We start from the raw sequence: 19,492 nt of genomic DNA, 5'->3' as shown, positions 1-19,492 counted from the left end.
TGCGGAAAAATGACGATACGGCTGAACAATGATTGGTCCCAGAAGTTAAAGGACGAGCTTCAAGCATCATATATGGTGGAGCTGCTGGCAAAGTTAGATACTTTATATAAGAGCAAGACGGTGTTTCCTGAACAACAAAACATTCTTAATGCACTTAATTATACATCTTATAAACAAACGAAAGTGGTTATCCTGGGGCAGGATCCATACCACGGACCACAGCAGGCGCATGGGCTTAGCTTCTCCGTACAGCCAGGCGTGAAGGTGCCGCCTTCTCTGAAGAACATATATAAGGAGTTAGAAACGGATATAGGCGCACAAATACCTGATCATGGCAGTCTGGAGTCGTGGGCGGGGCAAGGCGTGCTGCTGCTAAATACGGTGCTGACGGTGGAAGAGGGCAGTCCTAATTCTCATCAGGGACTCGGATGGGAGCGATTTACCGATTCGGTTATAGCGACGCTGAACGAGAGGGAGAGACCCGTTGTATTTATGCTCTGGGGAAAGCATGCAGAGGCGAAAGCCGGTGCCATTGATACGGACAAACATCTTATTATCTCCTCGCCGCATCCGAGTCCGTTTGCGGCACGCAGAGGATTTTTTGGGAGCAGGCCTTTCTCGCGGGCGAATGCGTTTCTAGAGAAGATAGGGTGTGAGCCCATTGATTGGGCGATTCCGATGCTGTCTGAGCTTAAATGTAAATGAAAAAAAGGCTTCTCCGCTGTCTGAGCTTCAGCTCAGACAATTAGAGAAGCCTTATTTGGGGACGACAACCGTTTACGCTTACTCCGCGATAATCGCAGAACCCGTGGACGATTGGCTCGAACCCGCTGATTCCGGAAGCACAGGTTTTAGTTTTGCATCGACGTAAGTGGATACCGATACATCAGTAATGACTTGCGGATACATTTTATCCGGATCAGGCAATACCGTTTCGAGATAAATAACAGCTTTATCGCCTTCAAATCCGATAGAGGCTATACGAATGCCATAACCAGGGTGCGGCACTTGAGCCGTGACGGTTACTTTATTAATTTCAGCGTTTACTGCGGTTACAGAAAGCTTTGGATCTAGGACCGGTTGTTCAGGCAATTCAGGAATAGGTGTCGTCTCCTTTACGAATTGAATGGCCCCATAGAGCCAGCCGGCAGCCTCGCTGCGTGTAATGGCTTTCTTTGGATAAAACTTGTTTGATTTATCCAGTGTAACAATTTTGCTAATGATCAGCTTCTGGATGCTGTCCATATAATCCTTGTTGACGTCAGCCTCGTCTTCGAGCAGCATGAAAATTTCGATAAAGGCATAATCGCCTTTGGTCAGTATCGCTTTGAACAAATGATGAGCGAATTGCTCACGTGTCATGATATCATTAGCTTTTACCGTTTTTGGAATTTCTAAGCCGTTTAGATTTGCGATGATAAACGCATCGGAGTACCAGGCATCATCTTTTAGATTTGTAAAGTAATCGCTTGCTTCTGGCGCTTTAATGAAGCGGATGTGATCAATATTAAGCTCTAAGCCTTTAACGATCATCGAGACGCCTTGCGCATAAGTAAGCGTGCCTTTCGGATTGAACTTATCATGCTTATCACCGCTCAGTATGCCCAGCTTCTGAAGCTCCTCGATTTGTTTCTCATTTGCATCATTTTTAACGTCCTTGAATGCCCAGACGGTTTGTCCGAGAGTGAAGAGCATCATCGCAACCAGTGTTAAGATTAGTAGGGATCTTTTTTTCATATGGTCACCTCGTTTATTATTTGCTGCAGCACTTATTTGACGTTGAAGAAAGGCAAATTGTTGCAATCCTTATAAAGATAATAAAAAGAACCCTTAAAATCAAGGATTCTCATGTTGAATAGTATCTTTTAAAATGTTAATTCGTAATTATTCCTGCTTGTATTTTAAGGGTTAGCGTAGGGAATCCGAAGCAGCATTTGTTTTATCCCTTTTCCTGATTATCCATGCGAGAATACCCATCGAAATGACTCCACCAAGGAATCCTAATGCCATATCTTTTTGCGTATCGAAGATATCACCTTGCATTCCAACAAATGTGGCTTCGCCACCAGGGCCAGCTACTAAGGCGGCCAACATTTCAAGGATCTCGAATAGCGCGCTAAAGCCGATTACAAAGACTACTGGCAGAACATATGACCAAATTCCGCGCGGCTTAACTTGGAATATGAAAAATTCACGGAACGGAAAAGCAATGAGGAGTCCGAAGGCGAAATGAACGACTTGATCATAATAGCTTCTTTTTGTATGTAACGATATTTTTAGCCACTGGTCCATAGGTGTGCCTTCATATGTATAATGTGCCGCGTAAGTATGGAGACAAAAGAAAATGAGCATCAGAAGGTAGGACAGATTTGAAAAACGAAACCACTTGTAAGTGAAGACAAGGATTAGGATAACCGCGATTAGGGTTGAGTTATAAGTTATCCATATAAATCGATCAGTGGGCGAAAAAGCCAAAAGACCAAAAAATAGGATAAAAATGATGATCATTAGCTGCAAAGGTTTATTGCGAGCAAAAGGAATGCTGGTACTCGTCCATTCTTGTCGTTTAAAAGTCATGGGAATTCCACTCCTTACATTAATGACAGTATGGTTCCCGATGTTAGGAGGGTAAATACAGGTTGAATGCAAAAGAAAATTATTTTTCGATGTTAAATAATAAGAAAAAAGCCTGCGAACCCTTTGTTATAAGGATTTGCAGGCTTTTTATTTGATGATCTGAACAGGGTTCGAACCTGTGACCCCTACCCTGTCAAGATAGTGCTCTCCCAGCTGAGCTACCAGATCATATTAGCGACAATTAATAATATAGCAGGGTGAAGATGCGAAGTCAACACTTTTTTATTGAAAGTTAGCACGATGGTCGAGATAAGGATTAATTGCGGTGCTGCTTATTATCCTCGACTATTTGGCCAGACTGCCTGAATATTCGTTAAGGAGATGGTCAAGCTCCTGACTGATTTTGATAACAGCATGATCAGTGAAGTTATTACAAGCTTCAAATAATCGTACCATTTCCGCTCTCATTTCTTCAATTTTCTGCTGGTAAAAATTATTTTCCATCATAATCCCTCCAACTTATCATTTGTATAAATTAAGGATAAACGAAGGTTGTTAGAATTTTTCCAAAAAGCAATTAGGTTTTTGTTAGTTTTCTGAACAATGCATCACTTTGAAGCCTTCGTATTCGATTATCTACACCTATAATTGTATTATGAAACAATTCAAGCTTAAAACGGCAAAGTTGGAATCACAAGCGTTGAGGAAGAACCCCCTGAGGCATTCCTGCCCGCGGGGGGGAATTTATACGTGAATATCAAGGTTATTGCCTAAATTCGGCTGAGCATTTTTCAACATTTGAACGAGTTCTTTTCCTTGCTGCGCAGCGATGTCTTTGCTCAAAGACATGACACGGATACTGGTTGCAAGAGCTAAACGGTTCTGACTCATCGTCATGGAAGCTGCTGCTATATCCATCATTCACCTCCTGCTTAATATATCGGCAAGTGGGAGGGATTTATTTAATATATAAGCATTTATATGTCTTCACATCATAATTGTGCTCATATATTTCCGCAAAACGACCGCCTTTAATTATGACTCATTGCGGAATATCGCATTTATTGCGAATAAAATGAATTTGGTTCCGGATTCGATTTAATTGCTGCAGCTGTTCCTCGCTTTGATCGCTGTTTGCGTTTTGCTCCAGCTGTTCCAGTTCCTGAAGCAAGTTGGGTAAATCAGTCGAAGCATTTGAACAATTGTAATTGCTCTCTACATTTTCAAGCATGGTTGTGCCTCCCTTAATGTATGGTTTCACGCTAGCATTGTTATCCAATGTCTGTCGATTAGTATGAGCTTTTTACAAATGAGTATGCATGTTGGAAACGTATACTAAAGGAAAACTTTCCTGCATACCTTTATAGAAAGCGCGCAGGAGGCGGTTCGTGTTGGCTGCACAGTATGCCTACTTAGCTATTTGGCTATTAGGGATGTTTGGAATTATCGGTATTGTTATCGGTTCTGTGGCTAAATTCGCTATTCGGGATTCCTTATCGCATGATGAGCAGTTCGTATGGAGAAGAAGACTTCCGGCAAACGCAATCAAAAGAAAATAATACGAAAATCCGGCGAGCGCGATAGATGCGGGCTCGTCGGATTTTTTTGTTTGCTTTTATGCATAAAAAGGGTGCCGAGAAGGGCAGGATAAAAGTTGGCTGTACAATCTTCTATTCTGAGAGGGGCTAGTAATCATGAGCGACATGAACAGTGGACAAGATACGAGGGAGCAAATCGTTGCTGTGCAAAAGGATGGAGACGGCGATCTTACAGCTTTTAAAACGAACAGCGGCCGGGTGCTTGATTATGCTACGGCACTTCAAGAAGTACAAGCAGGGCATATTGCAGGTGTGAATACCTTTAAGGGCAGAGATGGTGAGTTTTATATCCGCGGCGACGCTGACGGGGATCCGACAAACAATTTGGATCAGCTGCCTACCTTTTAGAATGATTAATTAATGGGGTAAAATAAATTGGGATTTATTTACATTTGAAGAAAGGCGCCTGCATGCAAGTCATGCGGCGCCTTTCTTGCGGTTATTTGATTTCATAGGTCTTATGTTGTTCGACTATTCGCATTGCTCCCGTATGGCCTTTATACTGCTCTATCGCGTCGCCATAATGCATAAGCCATGTTTTCCTTTGTATCTCTTCAGGAAGGCTTAACAGCTCTTCTAGGGAAGCATGGACGACGCCTGGCGCTTCAAGCTGACAATCGTGGTAGATCGTCGTGACGCCTTCATCAACCAGCTGCTGAAGAAGCACAGGATCGAACCGCATATCAGCCGTGTAGAAGAAGTTTTGGTTAAACAAAAAAGAATAGCTAGGTTTATTCTCGATATGTTTGGTTTGCAGCAGCTTAACCTTCAGCCCTTCGTGAAGCTCGATGTCTTTATTTGGCTCAAGAGGACGGACATCAAAAAAATCATCCAGCCTCTCTAACGGTTCTTGCGTTAGTCCTCCGCGTAGCGTCTGCTCCCAAAGCGGTTCAACGAGTGTTTCCGCGATATAGAGGACAGGCTTCCGATTATATTTAAACATCATTTGAAAAGCATACTCTTCCAATCCGCCAACATGATCCCCGTGAATATGACTGATTAGAACCGCATCAAGATCTTGAAAAGAGATCCCTTGCTGATGCAGAGCTTTAGGCAAGGTTATTCCGCAATCGACAAGCAGTCGAAAGCCATTGATTTCAATGAGTCCGTTGTTATTATCGTATTTTTTGGCAAAAGCACTGCCCGTTCCAATCATTTTTATGTTCATAACAATACCCCCTCGTCATTACACTTATTTAATGTACCAAATTTTAAGTATCTCTGCCAATTACTGATGCACATTCGCCCTTCTCTACATATAATGCTAAAGCGTTACGTACAGTGGAGGCGAACTAGGGATGAGCAAAGGAAAAGGTAAAGTAGTAAAGAAAAAGAAGCCGGCAAGTGATCGCAAGTACTATAATTATAAGCTTGTACTCTCAGATACCTGTGCGGTATGCAAAACGCCATGCGCGAGAGGGATCAGCTATTTGGCTAGAATGAGAACACCTGGAACAGTCGGTAAGGGTGTCCCTTGCGTATTAACGAGAACGTATGGGTAATGATTTTATTTCGCACTTCTATTTCCCAGGCAAGCGCAGGTTTCAACACCGTTTGACAGCGTTGGTGCAATCGCACTATAAGCAAAATAGTTTCGGAAAAACGCAACTTTGCATGAGTATCCGAGTATAACCATACATCCAGGCTATCGGATGGAGGCATACAACTATGAAATTCAGAAAAGTTGCAATTCTGCTGCTATTGCTGTCTCTTTGGGGCGGAACGATGCTGTTTGCAGATTCTGCAACGCAGAGGGTACGCGTCTTTATTAACGGGGCGGAGCAGGATGACGGCGGGTTAGTGACCGAAGGCAAAACCTATTTGCCGCTTCGTCAACTGGCTACATCAATGCAAGCCATCGTTGAATGGGACAATCAAAGTAAACGTGCGATTGTGTATAAGCCAAATGTCCATATGTTCCTATTCCAAAATAACGCGGTATTTGGAAATGTGGCAAGAGGATATCAAGCCAAGTTTAAAGTGTTTGCCCAGATCGATAATTTAAAAACAGATATTGTGGCTGTTAAGGTATCGATCTTCGACCCGAACGGGAGAGAGAAAGTGATTCAAACAGAAAGTGTGAACACGTCCAAAGACAATTTCTGGTATGCAACGGATGAGATTGAATATAAATTCGAATCAAGCGGGAAATATCCGATTCGCTTCTTTCTGAAGCTAAAAGGCTACGACGAGTGGACCGCTGTTTCGGAAAAACTAATTTCTTCACTTTGATTGCATGGCTTCGAGAAGGCGCTCCTTTTATGAAAAGGGGCGTCTTTGTTTGACCGTTGATAGACTGTCATGTTACTATACGATAGTCTGTAAACATTATTGAAATGGGGTAATAACATGAGCGAGCATCAGCATGGCGATGATTGCGGCTGTGGTGAAGACCACGAGCATGAAGAGCATGTCTTTATCGTGACTGACGACGAGGGCCAGGAACGCGAAATGGTCATGGTTTATACGTTTGAATCCGAAAACAATGTGTATGCTGTACTGCTGGACCGTAACGATCCGGAAGCGGACGGCGTCATTTTCCGTATTGAAGAAGAAAACGATGAGTCCTTCCTAGTCGGTATTGAAGACGATGCGGAATGGGATCGCGTTACAGCGATATACGAAGAAATTGCCCGTTCGGAGAGCGAAGAGAAGTAATTCTCATTCGTCACCTGCGATCAGCCAAACTAAAACGATCTGCAAGTTTATCTTGCGGATCGTTTTTTTTTCTACGACAGCACAATTAACTAACTATCGATCGTGTGTGAAGAAAATCAACTCAAGCAAGTATTCGTGAATGTGATTAAAAATGCAATCGAAGCGATGCCAAAAAAGGAACAATTGATCTCAGTTTATTTTTGTGTTACGCGGATACGTTTCCTCATATAAAGAGTATTAAAAGGATGTGAAGATATGAAGATCTATCTCGCACATGATACGGATACCCTGAGAACAATCTCTCGAAAATGCAAAGTCGATTTGGTGTCGCTGATTTCCTTTAATTCGCACATAAAAAGTCCTGATATGAATATTGCAGGTATGCAAGTAAAGCTGCCTGACTCGCTTGATTTCAATGAGCAATGGATTCCTCTAACTTCGTTAGACGAGATGGAGAAAACGGTTTATGACGTGCTCATTGTCGGTACCGGGGCAGGAGGAGGGGCCGTCCTCTGGCGATTAATCAAGCAGCTGCAAAATAGCGGAAAACGGGTCGGGATCGTCGAAAGAGGAGGGCTTCTGCTGCCGACCCACGCTTGGAATATCGCGACGATGAATGAGCGTTTCGGAGCGTATTTTCGAAGTGTGGCGGATACTCCACCTCAATTTCAGTCTCCTCAGGTGTATGCCCTGGGCGGAAGAACCTTGTTCTGGTCAGTGGCCAGTCCCCGCATGCCAACATCTGAAATTGCGCAATGGCCCGTTACCTTGAAAGAGATGGATTTTTATTATGGGCTTGCGGAAAAAGCCTTGAGTGTCACCTACTCTTTTACCAAAGAAGCGTCAATCACGCAAATGCTGCTGAATCGGCTTCAAATGAACGGTTTTCCCGAATCGACGGATGAACCGCTCGCGATCGATCTAGAGCAGACGAAAAACGGTGTGATCCGTTCCAACCCGTTCTTCAGCACCCTTGTGTTATTCGCACAGGCCCTTAACTACCCCTTCGATTTGGCGGTTAATGCCCGCGCCGTCAAGGTTCTGATTGAAAAGGATAGGGCTGTCGGCGTACAAGTGATGACACCTGATAAAAGATCCTATTTCCTAAAAGCGAAGAACGTCGTTCTGTCGGCAAGCACTCTTGGATCGCCGCAAATATTACTGAACTCCGATATTCCGGGAAGAGCGATCGGACATTATCTGGTCGGACATTCAAGGGTGAATGCCACAGGTGTTGTGATCCGGGACGAATTCCCGGAAGTTTTGGGTCCGCTCAGCATATTAGTCCCAGGTACAGAACACCGTCCTTATCAAATACAGATAAGAGGGCCGGGAGATTACATTTGGGTTCAGTATCAAGAACAACCTTTGAAAAAGGAGTGGGAAGTTAATTTTTACGCTTCAGGAAGAGTTGAATCCAGGTACGAAAACAAAGTTTTCCTCGATCCTGTCAAACGCGATTCGTACGGAATGCCGGAGCTGCAAATCCGATTTTCTTACAGCGGGGAGGACGAAATCGTGATCGGGCAAATGGCGGAAGGGATACTTAAAGCCGCTTCAGCGATGAAAGTGCCCTTGATAGAAAGGGAAAACGGATCGGTTTTTAGCCTCTCGCCCCCCGGCGTTGAAAATCATGAAACGGGAACCTGCCGCATGGGAGACAATCCGCTCACTTCCGCAACTGATCGGTATGGTCAAATCCATGGCATACGCGGACTTTATGTCGCCGACAACAGCGTCATCCCGACAAGCGGTACCGCCAATCCTACACTCACTACCGTCGCGCTCGCCATTCGCACGGCGGATTATATCGTGCAGCAGCTTAAATAACCTGTCCGCGAAGAGGTGAGATGAATTTGAGATTCTTAAGAGTAGGCAATGAAATGTGGGATATGTCGAAAATTCCACCTGGACTGGGGCTGTATACGCTGCGTAACGAAACGAAGAAAGACTTCTTCGGAACGCTTAAGAAAGTGGCGGATATGGGATATAAATTGGTGGAATTTGCTTTAGATTATGAGGGGATTCCGGCTGCCGAAATGAAGAAAGAGTTAGAGCGTCTCGGTTTGAAGACCGTTTCCACTTACGTTAGTCCGGAAGATATGGAAAATAACTTGCAGAACCAAATCGATTATGCCAAAACGCTAGGCGCTCATTATATGGTAACCGGGTTTCCCAAGGAAAGGTTTGCCGATGAGTCGGATTTTCCGGCGCTTGTCCATTCTTTGAAAACAATGGGCAAGGAGGTAAAACGTCACGGGATGCTTTTGTTATATCATCCTCATGCTCATGAATTTGAAAAAAGAAACGGCAAGAAAATAATCGATCGGTTGCTTGAAGGTGTTGGACGTGATTTAATGCAGCTGGAGCTTGATTTATATTTTGTGAGGAAAGTGGGCCTAGACCCCAAGTCAGCCCTTCTCGCGTACAGCGGGATGTCCCCGCTCATCCATGTGAAGGATATAGACAAGAACGGGGACTTTACGGAAGTCGGTTACGGCATCATCGATTGGCCGTCGATTTTTCGTATTATGGAGAGTGTAGGAGTGAAATTTTACTTCGTAGAGCAGGATGTGAGCCCACATCCTCTGGAAAGTGCTAAGAAGAGCCTGGATTATTTGAAATCTATACAATAAGCTGGTTGCGCCTAATCATTCTTCCCTTTAAATAGGGTAACAACCGTAACTAGAACCAAGGGAAGTACAACTGCTATAATAGTGAATAACGGCCAGACCACATTGACAGCTTCGGCAAACTCCGCTTCATTCTTATACATCGTAAGAGAAAGGAGCAGGGTCACAAGCGTAACAGGAAAAATAACACTCCGAGCATCGTTGAATTTCAAAACATGCGATAACATCTTGTTAAGAATAAACAGCATGATGGTTGTTTTCATATAGGAACCGACGATCAAGACCATGCCGATCACGGATTCGACCCGCTCGATAATCTCTTGCACATTGATTAGACGTGCGAGTTGAAAGAGGGAAAACTTTAATTCTCCGGCGAGGGGGCCCAAAGCCATAATCGAACACACGATTGAGGCGATTAACAGGATCCCTATGCTCAAAAGAGCGATAAACATATATTTGTTCAGCGAATGTTCACTTTCCTTGGAAACAAGCGGCAGAAGCATCGAAAAAGTAACAAGTTCGGCGAACGGAAACCCAAAAACGATATACGTACCATGCATGACCGATTTGAGCTCGACTGTTCCTAAAGGAAGCAGATTTTCCACGTGATAATATGGCGAAACGAACAATAATACGAGAATGACAAAGACAATAATAACGAATAGCAGCAAAACGAACATTCTGGCCATGACTTCAATTCCCGCCCTTGCTGTCAGCGCAGCAGTCAAAAAAACGAGGGTGTGCGTGATATATACAGGTGTTCCCCTCATCATCGTGCTTTTAAAGAATCCTCCAATATCGATGACAATATAGGGAATATCTACCAAAGCCAGGAGCAGCATAGGGATTATAACGAATAAGGATAACCACTTTCCAAGAGCTTTGCGACTATAATCAACAAATGTCAAACCGGGATAGCGTCTGTTTAAATAGAGAACGCAAGCTAAAAGGAGCATGGCGAGTCCATTTGCAATCACGACCGAAATCCAAGCTCCATTTTTCGCGGCCCCTGTCAAAGGTGCGGGTATATTGACAATGGCCGATCCCGCCATAAACGAGAGGAATAGCGCGGCCATTTGCCCTGAACTAACCTTTTCTTTCATTACATTCCACCGCTTCCTTCAATCAGACGTACTAGGACGGGAGCTTAATCGATTCCACGATGCGTTTAGCCGGGTCGGCCAAAAAAACATTGAGCAGCTCATCGAGATTCGGTAAATTCATATCTGCCACAAAATCTACACTCAGATATACGGCCACGGTCATGATCACGCTATAAGCAATTCGCTCCCTGGGCCCAAATTTTTTCCATTTCGGACCGTCAGAGACAAATATTGCAGCAAATAAAATAACTAAAACCATTATTTTTACAAGCATATATTCGTCCCCCACATTCACGGTTTCTTATTTGGCATAAGGCTTTCCGATGTTCATACCTGTGTTCAGCACGTTTACCTCGACATCGACATTGAATTTTGCGCGAGCAAAACGTTCTTCCCAATCCGGTTTCCATCGTTTCCACAAAGCCGGATTTTGTCGGTGTATGAGATTGCCAATTCCGATTGCGTCCAGTTTTTTCTTCTGCAGCAGCTCTATCGTGTTCTGCAACTGCTGCTCCACGCTATTTTCGATCTTATCACTGAAACGCTGGAACCCTTCCTTGTCTGTCAAGGTCGTGCATACGAGTTCGCCGACGATTCCATCGATTTTGACGGATACGTGAACGTCAACCGAGTCTTCCTTGATTTCAGGTGTTATTTTTGTCTTGAAGGATTCCGCTAAAATCGTTTCCCTTTTATTTGGATTCGGACAGGCCGTTTCGATGATTCCGTTCTTGTATTGGTCAGTAAGGGCAACCAACGATTCCGTACCCTTATTATCCAGCAGTCCGACCATTTTCCCTTTTTTTATTAGCGCGGTTGCTAGAACAGGCACGGAGTCGGGCGCACTTCTTTTGTCGCGATAAACGTACGGTATGTTTGCAATACCCGTTTCGCTCTTCAGCTGCAAAGACAGATCCAAAAAATTGGTATTAACCGTCTTAGCGGTATAACGGTAAGCCATCCGGCTAATTTTCAGCAGCTCCTGAGCTTCGGTTTGTTCGATAAACGGCGCAACCTCCAAATATGTACTGCCTTGGTCCTTGCCAATGATGATGTTCATGGTAGCCCTCGGTTCATTGTCCCGCGACATAATGTCCAGGATCTCTCCGATATTTCGCTTCTTGGCGAGTTTTTCCCCGATAATCAAGACCCGCATATGGCTCCACTGCGCCTTGCGGCCCACATGAAGCGTAAAGTCGCGAATCGCTTCAAACATGGACTCGTCGATCGTCTCCACATTTTGATAACTTTTGGCACCTTGCCCTTGAGACATTCCACTTCCCACGCCCTGAGGTTTATAGAAATGGGTTGTCATTCTAATCTTTCCATTCTCGGTTTCGTCGATGGCAACCGCTTGAACAAACGCTAAATCATCTAATTCCATTTTATCCCAGCATCCTGCCAAAAACAGACAAGCAACAAAAGATATTACCGCAACCGCTATCTTTCTCAATGCTCATCCCTCTTTCTCCGTTACTTAAGACGACTTGTGTGAATGCCGATTCCGCGGTGAACGAAACAACGTTTTCAATGGCGCGCGAATGAGCACATCGAGTAATTGCCGCAGGCGAAGAGGGCCGAGCGGCGCAAAATACGGCTGGCCGAGCGAGCGTAAACACGTCATATGCAGGAAAATCAAGAGGTACCCGATCATCAGCCCGAATCCTCCCAGTGTAGCGGCAAGAATCATCAGCGGAAAACGCAAGACACGCAGCCCAGTGGTAATATTATATTGCGGAATGGTAAAAGTGGAGATCCCGGTTATGGCCACTACGACAACCATCATAGGGGAGGCAATGCCGGCATTGATTGCCGCATCACCGATGACAAGCGCCCCTACGATGCTCACTGCGGAGCCAATCGTCTTCGGCAGACGAATCCCTGCTTCGTGGAGCAATTCGAAGAAAACGGACATAATGAACGCTTCAACGAAAGTAGGAAACGGGATCCCTTCCCGTGTGTTTAAAATCGCCAACAAGAGAACCGACGGGATCAATTCGGGATGAAAGGTTGTTAGGGCAATATAGATGCTTGGCAAGGTGAGCGAAACAACAAAAGCAAATAGCCTTAGTAGACGAACCATGGAGGAATAAACGGTTCGCTCATAGTAATCTTCACTGGATTGCAAAAATTCGGGAAATAGACCCGGACAAATCATGATGGACGGACTGCCGGAGACCATCACGATAATTTTGCCATCCAACAAAGCAGCCACCGCCGTATCCGGACGTTCCGTGAAACGAAATTGTGGAAATGGAGAGTAAGTCCAATCTTCCAGAAGCTCCTCAATGTACGAGGTCTCCAATATTTCCATATCTTTGGCTTTGGCTATTCGTTGTTTAAATTCGGTCAACGTTTCTGGGTTAACGGCACCCTCCACATAACCAAAAGCAATTTCGCTATTCGATTTTCCCCCCGCTCTGAAGAAATCCATTTTAAAGTCTACGGTTATCAATCTTGCACGAAGCATTCCGATATTTTTTTTCAGATTCTCTACCGTACTTTCATGAGGCCCTTTTACGACGGATTCCGTAATCGGTTCTGTCACTTGTCTCGTCTCGATTGATATCGCGTTAAAGCTGAGCACTTTATTCCATTGGTTAAAAAAGATAACGACATAGCCGTTCATAATATGTTGTACGACTTCGTCAAGATGTTCGATTATTTTCGTGGAATGAGCGGAAATGCCTTGCCGGCTGAAAAAAGAATCGATTTGATCAGGCGTAATATTATAGGCCGGACCAACTTCATGGTCCGTAAGATCTTGCATAACCGATTTTATGAAACTCACTTTCATGTCCTGAACTAGCGTTTCACAGTGAATGACCAATGCTGAATGTTGGAGATCAGGTCCGTAATGGTACGGGTGCAACATGACATCCTTACATTCCGCGAAGATCGTTTCCATCCGCTGCTTATTAACCGGCAAGTCAGGAGAGATCGGTTCCTTATTCTCGGGCAACTGAGGATTTTCGTTATCTAATGATTGACTCGTGGACGAATGATCGGCTGAACGGTTCCTCTTCGAAATTGGACTCATCTATTTCTTCCTCTCTTGATCCGTTGTTTGATGAAAGTGACAAGAACAATGATCAGTAATGGGACAACTCCTAAGGTTGTATAAACGAATGGTGCCACATCTGTAAACAAATGGGATGCTTCTTGTTCATTTGGAGCGGTTAACGAAAGAAGCAGGACGACTAAGGTTAGAGGGAAGATTAGGATTCGTTCATTTTGTTTTTGTAATATTTTGCACAATGTGACATTCAGAATAAACAAAACAATGGTGGTTTTCATGTAGGATCCGACGACTTGAGTGAAAACCATGGTGGTTTGTAGACGTTCCACAAAATCCGCAATCTCAATCATTCCGGATAATACATACAAAGAGTACTTTTTTTCTGCTGCCAACGGACCAAGTACAGCAATGGTGCATATGACCCCCAGCAATAGCGTTATTCCATGCGTAACAAGAGCCCCATACATCCATTTTCCAAGGGAGGGCTTGTCCTCTTGTTTTACATAAGGTAACAGCATCCCGAAAACGACCAGTCCCGCGTAAGGAATCCCTGTTGCAACATACGTTCCGTAAAAGAATGGTTTGATCCCTTCGGTAAATAGGGGGAATAGCATTTCAACCTGGTAATTCGGTATGTTCAGTACATATGCAGCAACTATAAACAGAAAGTTCGTAATCATCAAAAGAACGAACATTCTGGCCATCACTTCGATTCCGCAGTACGCTGTAATAGCGGCAGTCGCTAGAAGGAGCGAATTTAACACATAGACTGGCGTTGCGCTCATTATCGTATTTGCTACAAAGGCCCCGTCGTTTCGAATGATATCACTTGCTGTCAGCATAAGCTCAACGATAAGCAGAATCGCGAAGACCATAGACAACCAGCGGCCTACTGCCTGCTTGCTGTATTCCACATAGGTTAGTCCGGGATACTGTTTGTGCAAATAAAGAACACAACCTAACAACAGAAAACCTATGCCGTTTGCAGTAATGACAGCCAGCGTAGCCATATCTTTTGCAAGTTGAATCAAGGGTTGTTGTATGAAAAGGATGGAGGAACCAGCCAAATAGCATAGGAAAAGGGTCGCCATCTGTGTTGAACTCACCGTTTCATGTTCTTGCAATGGTTTTTTCTCCTTCTCACGATTTCATCATATTCACAATGATCTCAGCCGGTCGATCGAAAAGGAATAGGAGGAAGTGATACAGTTCCGGCCAATTCAGATTGCCCGCATAGGCTGTACTGAGATATAACGCACATAGCATAATTCCTCCATAGGCCAGTCGAAGTTTTATGCTGGTTTTTTTTAGATTCGGGTAATCATAGCCCAATATGGCTGCGTAGATGATAAACAGGACGATAATCTTTTCCAGCAAAGGAGATCAGTACCTCCCTCTCGCAACTTTGCGTAAGTAATCTCCAAGCGTAAACGGCTGACGCCGTCCTTGGTGGCAAAAGCTCGTTTCGCGGAGAAATAGAGGCGTGAATATAAGAGAAAATCTTATACTTTCCTATATTTTGAAAAAGCTGGCGGTATTGTCCTATCACTTCGCGAGAATTCAATCCATTGGATCGAATTCTCAGTCTTTTATTTAGTTTTGCCCAGATTATTTTTTTATAACCACTCGTCAAGCCGGGGCAAAACTCTGGGTCGTTACGATGTACGTCAAACCTAAAAAGGACCGTCAGGATGATCTTCCCTGACGGTTTTTCTTATTGCCCCTATTCCAAAGCTTATATTATTTTCGCGGATTATAATAAATGGTACGGCCATTGAACATGGTAAGCTCGGCTTTCAGGCGGCTGGCTATAAATTTACACAGCTCATTCGCCTTCGCTTTATCGCCGTGAGTGGCTTCGTCCGGAAGAACGACCTGTACACAAGGTACAAAGCCTCCAGCGGCGCTTTCGGCTTCGCTTGGCCCAAAAATGATATGCTTATAAAGCGGGTTGATCCCTTTTAAGTAAAACCACCGCTCATCCTGCTTGGATTCGATTGTGTAAGGGAAAGCGGCTTCTGCGTAATTCCAATCCAACTGCGAGCCGGTCAGGGCGGTTTGCTCCCGGTAATGCAAGAGCTGGCTCTTAATTTCCTCTAATGTCAGCTTCTCCACGGATGATCCTTGCACGAATTTTATGTAAGCGCTTTGACTCATCGCATCTCACCTCTGCCAACATCATAGCATGCTCGATATGGGTTTACAATAAGTGGCATTCTGCAAAAATGCATGAAAAAAACCAACTTTAGAAGCAATCTGATGCTCTAAAGCCGGTTCATTTTCTTGCTTATGAGATCGCTGTTTCTTCAACGATGACTTTTACGAATTCAATGCTGCGATCCTCCGGGCCTTTAACCGGCAGGCCGACTTGGACATGATCGACGATATAGTCGATATTCTTTTGCGTAATGACCTCGCCCGGCAATAAAATAGGAATTCCCGGCGGATAGACATAAATAAACTCGGCAATGATCCGTCCGGCAGATTCTTTGAACGGAAGAACTTCCGTTTCACCGTAGAATGCGTCGCGCGGTGTCAGGGAAAGCTGGGGAATATCCGGAATTTTGACGACTAATTCACGCGCCTCTGCACCTTCATGGAACCTCTCTGAAAGACCGCGAAGCGAGATTAACAATTTTGACACGGAATCAGAGGTATCTCCAGGCGTAACTAAGCAAAGAATGTTATACATGTCGCTCATTTCAATCTCTACATTATAATTGTCGCGAAGCCAGTTTTCCGTTTCATAGCCGGTAATCCCGAGATGACGGACATGGATGGACACTTTTGTCGGATCGTAATCATAGGTAGCCTCATCACCGAGAATTTCTTCTCCGAAGCAATAAAGACCTGGGATCTCATTGATCTGCTTGCGAGTGTACTGGGCAAGCTCAATCGCACGCCCGGCGATAGCATGTCCATTCAGAGCGAGATTGCGTCTCGACGTATCAAGTGATCCTAGCAAAATGTAAGAAGTAGAAGTGGTGGTCAGCATACTGATCACGGTTTGAATGCGGTGCGGGTTGACTCTGCCCTTGCGGACATTCAGCACCGAGCTTTGCGTCATGGAACCGCCGAGCTTATGAACACTCGTTGCAGCCATATCCGCGCCCGCTTGCATGGCAGACATAGGCAGCTTCTCATGGAAATGAATGAGCACGCCATGCGCTTCGTCTACAAGGACTGGAATGTCGAAGCTATGTACGAGATCGACGATCTCTTTCAAATTCGCACATATTCCGAAATAGGTCGGGTTGATGACGAGAACGGCTTTTGCATCCGGATGTCTCTCAAGTGCCTTGCGGACGGAACGTGTCGTAATGCCATGATCGATACCAAGATTGTTATCCCTTGCAGGTGAAATGAATACTGGTCTTGCGCCTGCGAAAATAATGGCAGCCATGATCGATTTGTGAACATTGCGAGGAACGATGATTTTGTCGCCAGGCGCGCACACGGTTAAAATCATGGTCATGATCGCTCCGCTTGTTCCTTGTACGGAGAAATAAGTGTAGTCCGATCCGAATGCGTCAGCTGCTAGCTTCTGCGCTTCCTCAATAACGCCAGTCGGCTGATGCAAGTCATCAAGCGGTGCTATATTGATTAAATCGATCGACAACGCGTTATCGCCGATAAATTCGCGAAATTCCGAGTCGCTGCCCAATCCTTTTTTGTGTCCGGGAATATGAAACTGTACGGGATCCTGCTCCGCATGACGGCGAAGCGCGGTGAATAGCGGGGTTTTGGTATGATCCATTGCTTTCATCCCTGCCTTTCATTAGAGGTTACAAACAAAGTTGAGTATAGCAAATACAGGGGGGAATGCAAGCTTCAATTTTAAGATAAGGGCAAGGTTTGTCGATTTGTTCTTCAATTGTTCATACATGATTGATTAATGGATATGGTAACATAGGTTGGTGGAGGGGTTGCAGCATGAAAGATAAACGTATGCTTATTATAATGGCAATATTAATGACAACTTTTATTGGGTTCGGCATTATCATTCCGGTTATGCCGGAAATTATTCAAGCCGCTGATCCGAATAAAGCGGAAATACATACAGGCCGAATGCTGGCTATTTATTCCGCAGTCTCGTTTTTCCTTTCGCCATTTTGGGGAAGCTTATCCGATCGGATCGGCAGAAGGCCAATAATCTTGATAGGCGTCCTTGGCTTTGCGGTAAGTTTCCTGCTGTTTGGCCTATCTTCAGGGAATTTGACGCTCATGTACCTGTCGCGGGTGCTGGGAGGATTGTTTTCTGGCGCAGTCGCTTCCGTTATCGTGGCATACGTAGCGGATATCACGCCGCCGGAGTCGAGAACGAAGGGGATGGGGCTTGTCGGGATGTCGATCGGCCTCGGCTTTACGATTGGGCCCGGCGTAGGCGGACTTTTGAGCGTATTCTCGTTGCAAACGCCTTTTTACACAGCCTCGGCGCTTGCATTAATCACGTTTGTGCTGGCGGCATGGAAGCTGAAGGAATCGCTCGCTCCTGAGCAGCGGCGAGCATCTTCGGAGAAACGGGTTTCAAGATGGGCTGCTTTTACCGGTCCGCTAAAGTATTTGTACGTGCTGGCGTTTTTTGTGACATTTACGCTTGCCGGTATGGAAGCGACTTTGCAATTTTTCGGCATGCGCAGGTTTGAAGTGACTCCGCTGCAGGTCGGCATCTTGTTTTTTGTATGCGGCTTTGTTGGTGCGCTCGTGCAGGGCGGAGTCGTACGCCGGCTCATCAAGAAAGGCGAGGAGCCGAAATACATTGCAATCGGTCTTGTTATCTCAGCCATCGGATTTTTCCTGCTGCTTGGCGCTCATTCGCTTTTGTGGGCAACGCTTTCTCTTGCGGTGTTCGGCATCGGTAACTCTTTGATCAGGCCGTGTGTGACCTCGCTCATTACGCAGAAGACAACGGTAGGTCAGGGCGTAGCGTCTGGACTCAGCTCGTCGATGGACAGCTTGGGCCGTATCGCTGGGCCATTGCTTGGTTCATTCTTCTTCACGATTGAGATGGGATTGCCATATTTACTGGGCGGTATTTTGTGCCTGGCCGCACTGCTTCTGCTGCTCCGCTTCCGTCAGCTCGACAGGACAAGCATCGATGAAGTGAATTTACAGTCAGCAAAATAAATAGATAAAAGCCGGTTACTCATCTTATTGATGGATAACCGGCTTTTTTTAATGAAATCTAAGGCGCAAGCCCTTTTATGATAAAAGTGATGGTTGCTTCCCTTTCGGCATCGTCATTCCATACATTGCCGGAAACATTTCCGGACAAGGAGCGGCAGAGCACGTAACCGATCAACGCAGATGCCGTTAAACGGATAACCGTAATCGGCGACCAATCGATAATGGCGCCTTGCTGCTGAAATTTCTGAATACTAATGCTGAACTTTTCCAGTACCTTTGACAAAATCTGTTTCTGAAATTGCTCTTGAATTTCGGGATGAAAAGGGATTTCTTGAATAAATATTTTGAAAACCTGCATATTTTTTTCCAGAAAAGCAATTCGATTTTCAATGATGGCACGCAGCAGCTGGTCTAAGCTGTCGAAGCTGCCATCGAGCACTTTATAGAAGTCGCGCAGGACAAAAGGGGCTACAAGCTTTGCCATCACAGGCGCAACGATTGAGATCAGCAAATCCTTTTTTGTTTTGTAATGACGAAAAATCGTTCCTTCGGCTACGCCAGCCCGCTGAGCAATTTCACTCGTTGACGAAGCAGCGAATCCTTTTTGCGCAAAAACCTCAGAGGCTGCCTGCACGATTTTTGATTGCTTTTCGGTCATTTTCACTTCGTCATCATCTAACTTCAACAGTTCATGCAGCCATTGATCCACTGGTTCTTGCATCTAAGACACTCCTTCTCTTTACCCAATCCATTCATTATATCAGAAGCGCTTCGCAG

Annotated in this window: 24 protein-coding genes and 1 tRNA gene; 9 read left to right on the top strand and 16 right to left on the bottom strand. The window is 45.0% G+C overall.

Annotated features, from left to right (window positions below; translation table 11 throughout):
- The first annotated feature begins 9 nt into the window (after positions 1-9).
- Positions 10-705, top strand: coding sequence for a uracil-DNA glycosylase (locus RCO25_RS03330; protein ID WP_308994711.1), 696 nt, complete (start codon positions 10-12; stop codon positions 703-705).
- Positions 706-783: 78 nt separating this feature from the next.
- On the opposite strand, the gene RCO25_RS03325 is transcribed toward RCO25_RS03330, so the two are convergent.
- From RCO25_RS03325 to RCO25_RS03300, 6 genes are all read right to left on the bottom strand, one after another.
- On the bottom strand, positions 784-1,737 hold the full coding sequence (locus RCO25_RS03325) for an S-layer homology domain-containing protein (protein ID WP_308994710.1): 954 nt from the start codon (positions 1,735-1,737) through the stop codon (positions 784-786).
- A gap of 171 nt (positions 1,738-1,908) precedes the next feature.
- Positions 1,909-2,577: a DUF2238 domain-containing protein gene (locus RCO25_RS03320; RefSeq protein ID WP_308994709.1), complete on the bottom strand. Its 669-nt coding sequence runs from the start codon at positions 2,575-2,577 to the stop codon at positions 1,909-1,911.
- A 155-nt stretch (positions 2,578-2,732) separates the two neighbouring features.
- Positions 2,733-2,805: transfer RNA gene (locus RCO25_RS03315), tRNA-Val, on the bottom strand.
- Positions 2,806-2,922: 117 nt separating this feature from the next.
- Entirely contained in the window at positions 2,923-3,084 is a 162-nt protein-coding gene (locus RCO25_RS03310; RefSeq protein ID WP_308994708.1) for an aspartyl-phosphate phosphatase Spo0E family protein, read from the bottom strand.
- A gap of 237 nt (positions 3,085-3,321) precedes the next feature.
- Positions 3,322-3,498: a YjfB family protein gene (locus tag RCO25_RS03305; protein ID WP_308994707.1), complete on the bottom strand. Its 177-nt coding sequence runs from the start codon at positions 3,496-3,498 to the stop codon at positions 3,322-3,324.
- 121 nt (positions 3,499-3,619) lie between these two features.
- The gene (locus RCO25_RS03300) at positions 3,620-3,808 is read right to left on the bottom strand and encodes a DUF2524 family protein (protein WP_308994706.1); all 189 of its coding nucleotides are present in this window, start codon (positions 3,806-3,808) and stop codon (positions 3,620-3,622) included.
- A gap of 157 nt (positions 3,809-3,965) precedes the next feature.
- On the opposite strand from RCO25_RS03300, the gene RCO25_RS03295 reads away from it, so the two are divergent.
- The gene (locus tag RCO25_RS03295) at positions 3,966-4,136 is read left to right on the top strand and encodes a hypothetical protein (RefSeq protein ID WP_308994705.1); all 171 of its coding nucleotides are present in this window, start codon (positions 3,966-3,968) and stop codon (positions 4,134-4,136) included.
- A gap of 135 nt (positions 4,137-4,271) precedes the next feature.
- A complete protein-coding gene (locus RCO25_RS03290) occupies positions 4,272-4,523 on the top strand; it encodes a DUF3892 domain-containing protein (RefSeq protein ID WP_374992046.1) in 252 nt (83 codons plus the stop codon).
- Between the two features lie 91 nt (positions 4,524-4,614).
- Here the strand turns inward: RCO25_RS03290 and RCO25_RS03285 are convergent, their stop codons facing one another.
- Positions 4,615-5,349: an MBL fold metallo-hydrolase gene (locus RCO25_RS03285; protein WP_308994737.1), complete on the bottom strand. Its 735-nt coding sequence runs from the start codon at positions 5,347-5,349 to the stop codon at positions 4,615-4,617.
- Between the two features lie 124 nt (positions 5,350-5,473).
- On the opposite strand from RCO25_RS03285, the gene RCO25_RS03280 reads away from it, so the two are divergent.
- From RCO25_RS03280 to RCO25_RS03260, 5 genes are all read left to right on the top strand, one after another.
- A complete protein-coding gene (locus RCO25_RS03280; protein WP_308994704.1) occupies positions 5,474-5,677 on the top strand; it encodes a hypothetical protein in 204 nt (67 codons plus the stop codon).
- Between the two features lie 166 nt (positions 5,678-5,843).
- Positions 5,844-6,407 (top strand): stalk domain-containing protein, encoded by a 564-nt coding sequence (locus RCO25_RS03275; protein ID WP_308994703.1) that lies wholly within the window; start codon positions 5,844-5,846, stop codon positions 6,405-6,407.
- Between the two features lie 117 nt (positions 6,408-6,524).
- A complete protein-coding gene (locus tag RCO25_RS03270; RefSeq protein WP_308994702.1) occupies positions 6,525-6,833 on the top strand; it encodes a DUF1292 domain-containing protein in 309 nt (102 codons plus the stop codon).
- Positions 6,834-7,088: 255 nt separating this feature from the next.
- Positions 7,089-8,663 carry a GMC oxidoreductase gene (locus tag RCO25_RS03265; RefSeq protein WP_308994701.1) on the top strand — a complete coding sequence of 525 codons (1,575 nt, stop codon included), beginning with the start codon at positions 7,089-7,091 and terminating at the stop codon, positions 8,661-8,663.
- A 26-nt stretch (positions 8,664-8,689) separates the two neighbouring features.
- Positions 8,690-9,469: a sugar phosphate isomerase/epimerase family protein gene (locus tag RCO25_RS03260; protein ID WP_308994700.1), complete on the top strand. Its 780-nt coding sequence runs from the start codon at positions 8,690-8,692 to the stop codon at positions 9,467-9,469.
- A gap of 11 nt (positions 9,470-9,480) precedes the next feature.
- Here RCO25_RS03260 and RCO25_RS03255 read toward each other — a convergent pair whose 3' ends face one another.
- The 8 genes from RCO25_RS03255 to RCO25_RS03220 form a co-directional block, all read right to left on the bottom strand.
- Entirely contained in the window at positions 9,481-10,569 is a 1,089-nt protein-coding gene (locus RCO25_RS03255; protein WP_308994699.1) for a GerAB/ArcD/ProY family transporter, read from the bottom strand.
- 31 nt (positions 10,570-10,600) lie between these two features.
- Complete coding sequence (locus RCO25_RS03250; protein ID WP_308994698.1) at positions 10,601-10,843, bottom strand: hypothetical protein; 243 nt, start codon at positions 10,841-10,843, stop codon at positions 10,601-10,603.
- Between the two features lie 27 nt (positions 10,844-10,870).
- Positions 10,871-12,022, bottom strand: coding sequence for a Ger(x)C family spore germination protein (locus RCO25_RS03245; protein ID WP_308994697.1), 1,152 nt, complete (start codon positions 12,020-12,022; stop codon positions 10,871-10,873).
- A gap of 24 nt (positions 12,023-12,046) precedes the next feature.
- Positions 12,047-13,609 carry a spore germination protein gene (locus RCO25_RS03240; protein ID WP_308994696.1) on the bottom strand — a complete coding sequence of 521 codons (1,563 nt, stop codon included), beginning with the start codon at positions 13,607-13,609 and terminating at the stop codon, positions 12,047-12,049.
- Complete coding sequence (locus RCO25_RS03235) at positions 13,606-14,712, bottom strand: GerAB/ArcD/ProY family transporter (RefSeq protein WP_308994695.1); 1,107 nt, start codon at positions 14,710-14,712, stop codon at positions 13,606-13,608. The genes RCO25_RS03240 and RCO25_RS03235 overlap by 4 nt, the downstream gene beginning before the upstream one ends.
- A gap of 16 nt (positions 14,713-14,728) precedes the next feature.
- Positions 14,729-14,965, bottom strand: a complete 237-nt coding sequence (locus RCO25_RS03230; RefSeq protein ID WP_308994694.1) for a hypothetical protein — start codon at positions 14,963-14,965, stop codon at positions 14,729-14,731.
- A gap of 363 nt (positions 14,966-15,328) precedes the next feature.
- Complete coding sequence (locus RCO25_RS03225) at positions 15,329-15,745, bottom strand: DUF1885 family protein (RefSeq protein WP_308994693.1); 417 nt, start codon at positions 15,743-15,745, stop codon at positions 15,329-15,331.
- A gap of 130 nt (positions 15,746-15,875) precedes the next feature.
- Positions 15,876-17,345 carry an aminotransferase class I/II-fold pyridoxal phosphate-dependent enzyme gene (locus tag RCO25_RS03220; protein WP_308994692.1) on the bottom strand — a complete coding sequence of 490 codons (1,470 nt, stop codon included), beginning with the start codon at positions 17,343-17,345 and terminating at the stop codon, positions 15,876-15,878.
- Between the two features lie 176 nt (positions 17,346-17,521).
- On the opposite strand from RCO25_RS03220, the gene RCO25_RS03215 reads away from it, so the two are divergent.
- A complete protein-coding gene (locus RCO25_RS03215) occupies positions 17,522-18,715 on the top strand; it encodes an MFS transporter (protein WP_308994691.1) in 1,194 nt (397 codons plus the stop codon).
- Between the two features lie 58 nt (positions 18,716-18,773).
- On the opposite strand, the gene RCO25_RS03210 is transcribed toward RCO25_RS03215, so the two are convergent.
- On the bottom strand, positions 18,774-19,436 hold the full coding sequence (locus RCO25_RS03210; protein ID WP_308994690.1) for a TetR/AcrR family transcriptional regulator: 663 nt from the start codon (positions 19,434-19,436) through the stop codon (positions 18,774-18,776).
- Positions 19,437-19,492 lie beyond the last annotated feature (56 nt).

This window comes from Paenibacillus sp. LHD-38, from assembly GCF_031157315.1.
Taxonomy (GTDB): domain Bacteria; phylum Bacillota; class Bacilli; order Paenibacillales; family Paenibacillaceae; genus Pristimantibacillus.
Note: the sequence above shows the minus strand (reverse complement) of the source record. Positions and strands in the feature narration are given on the sequence as shown.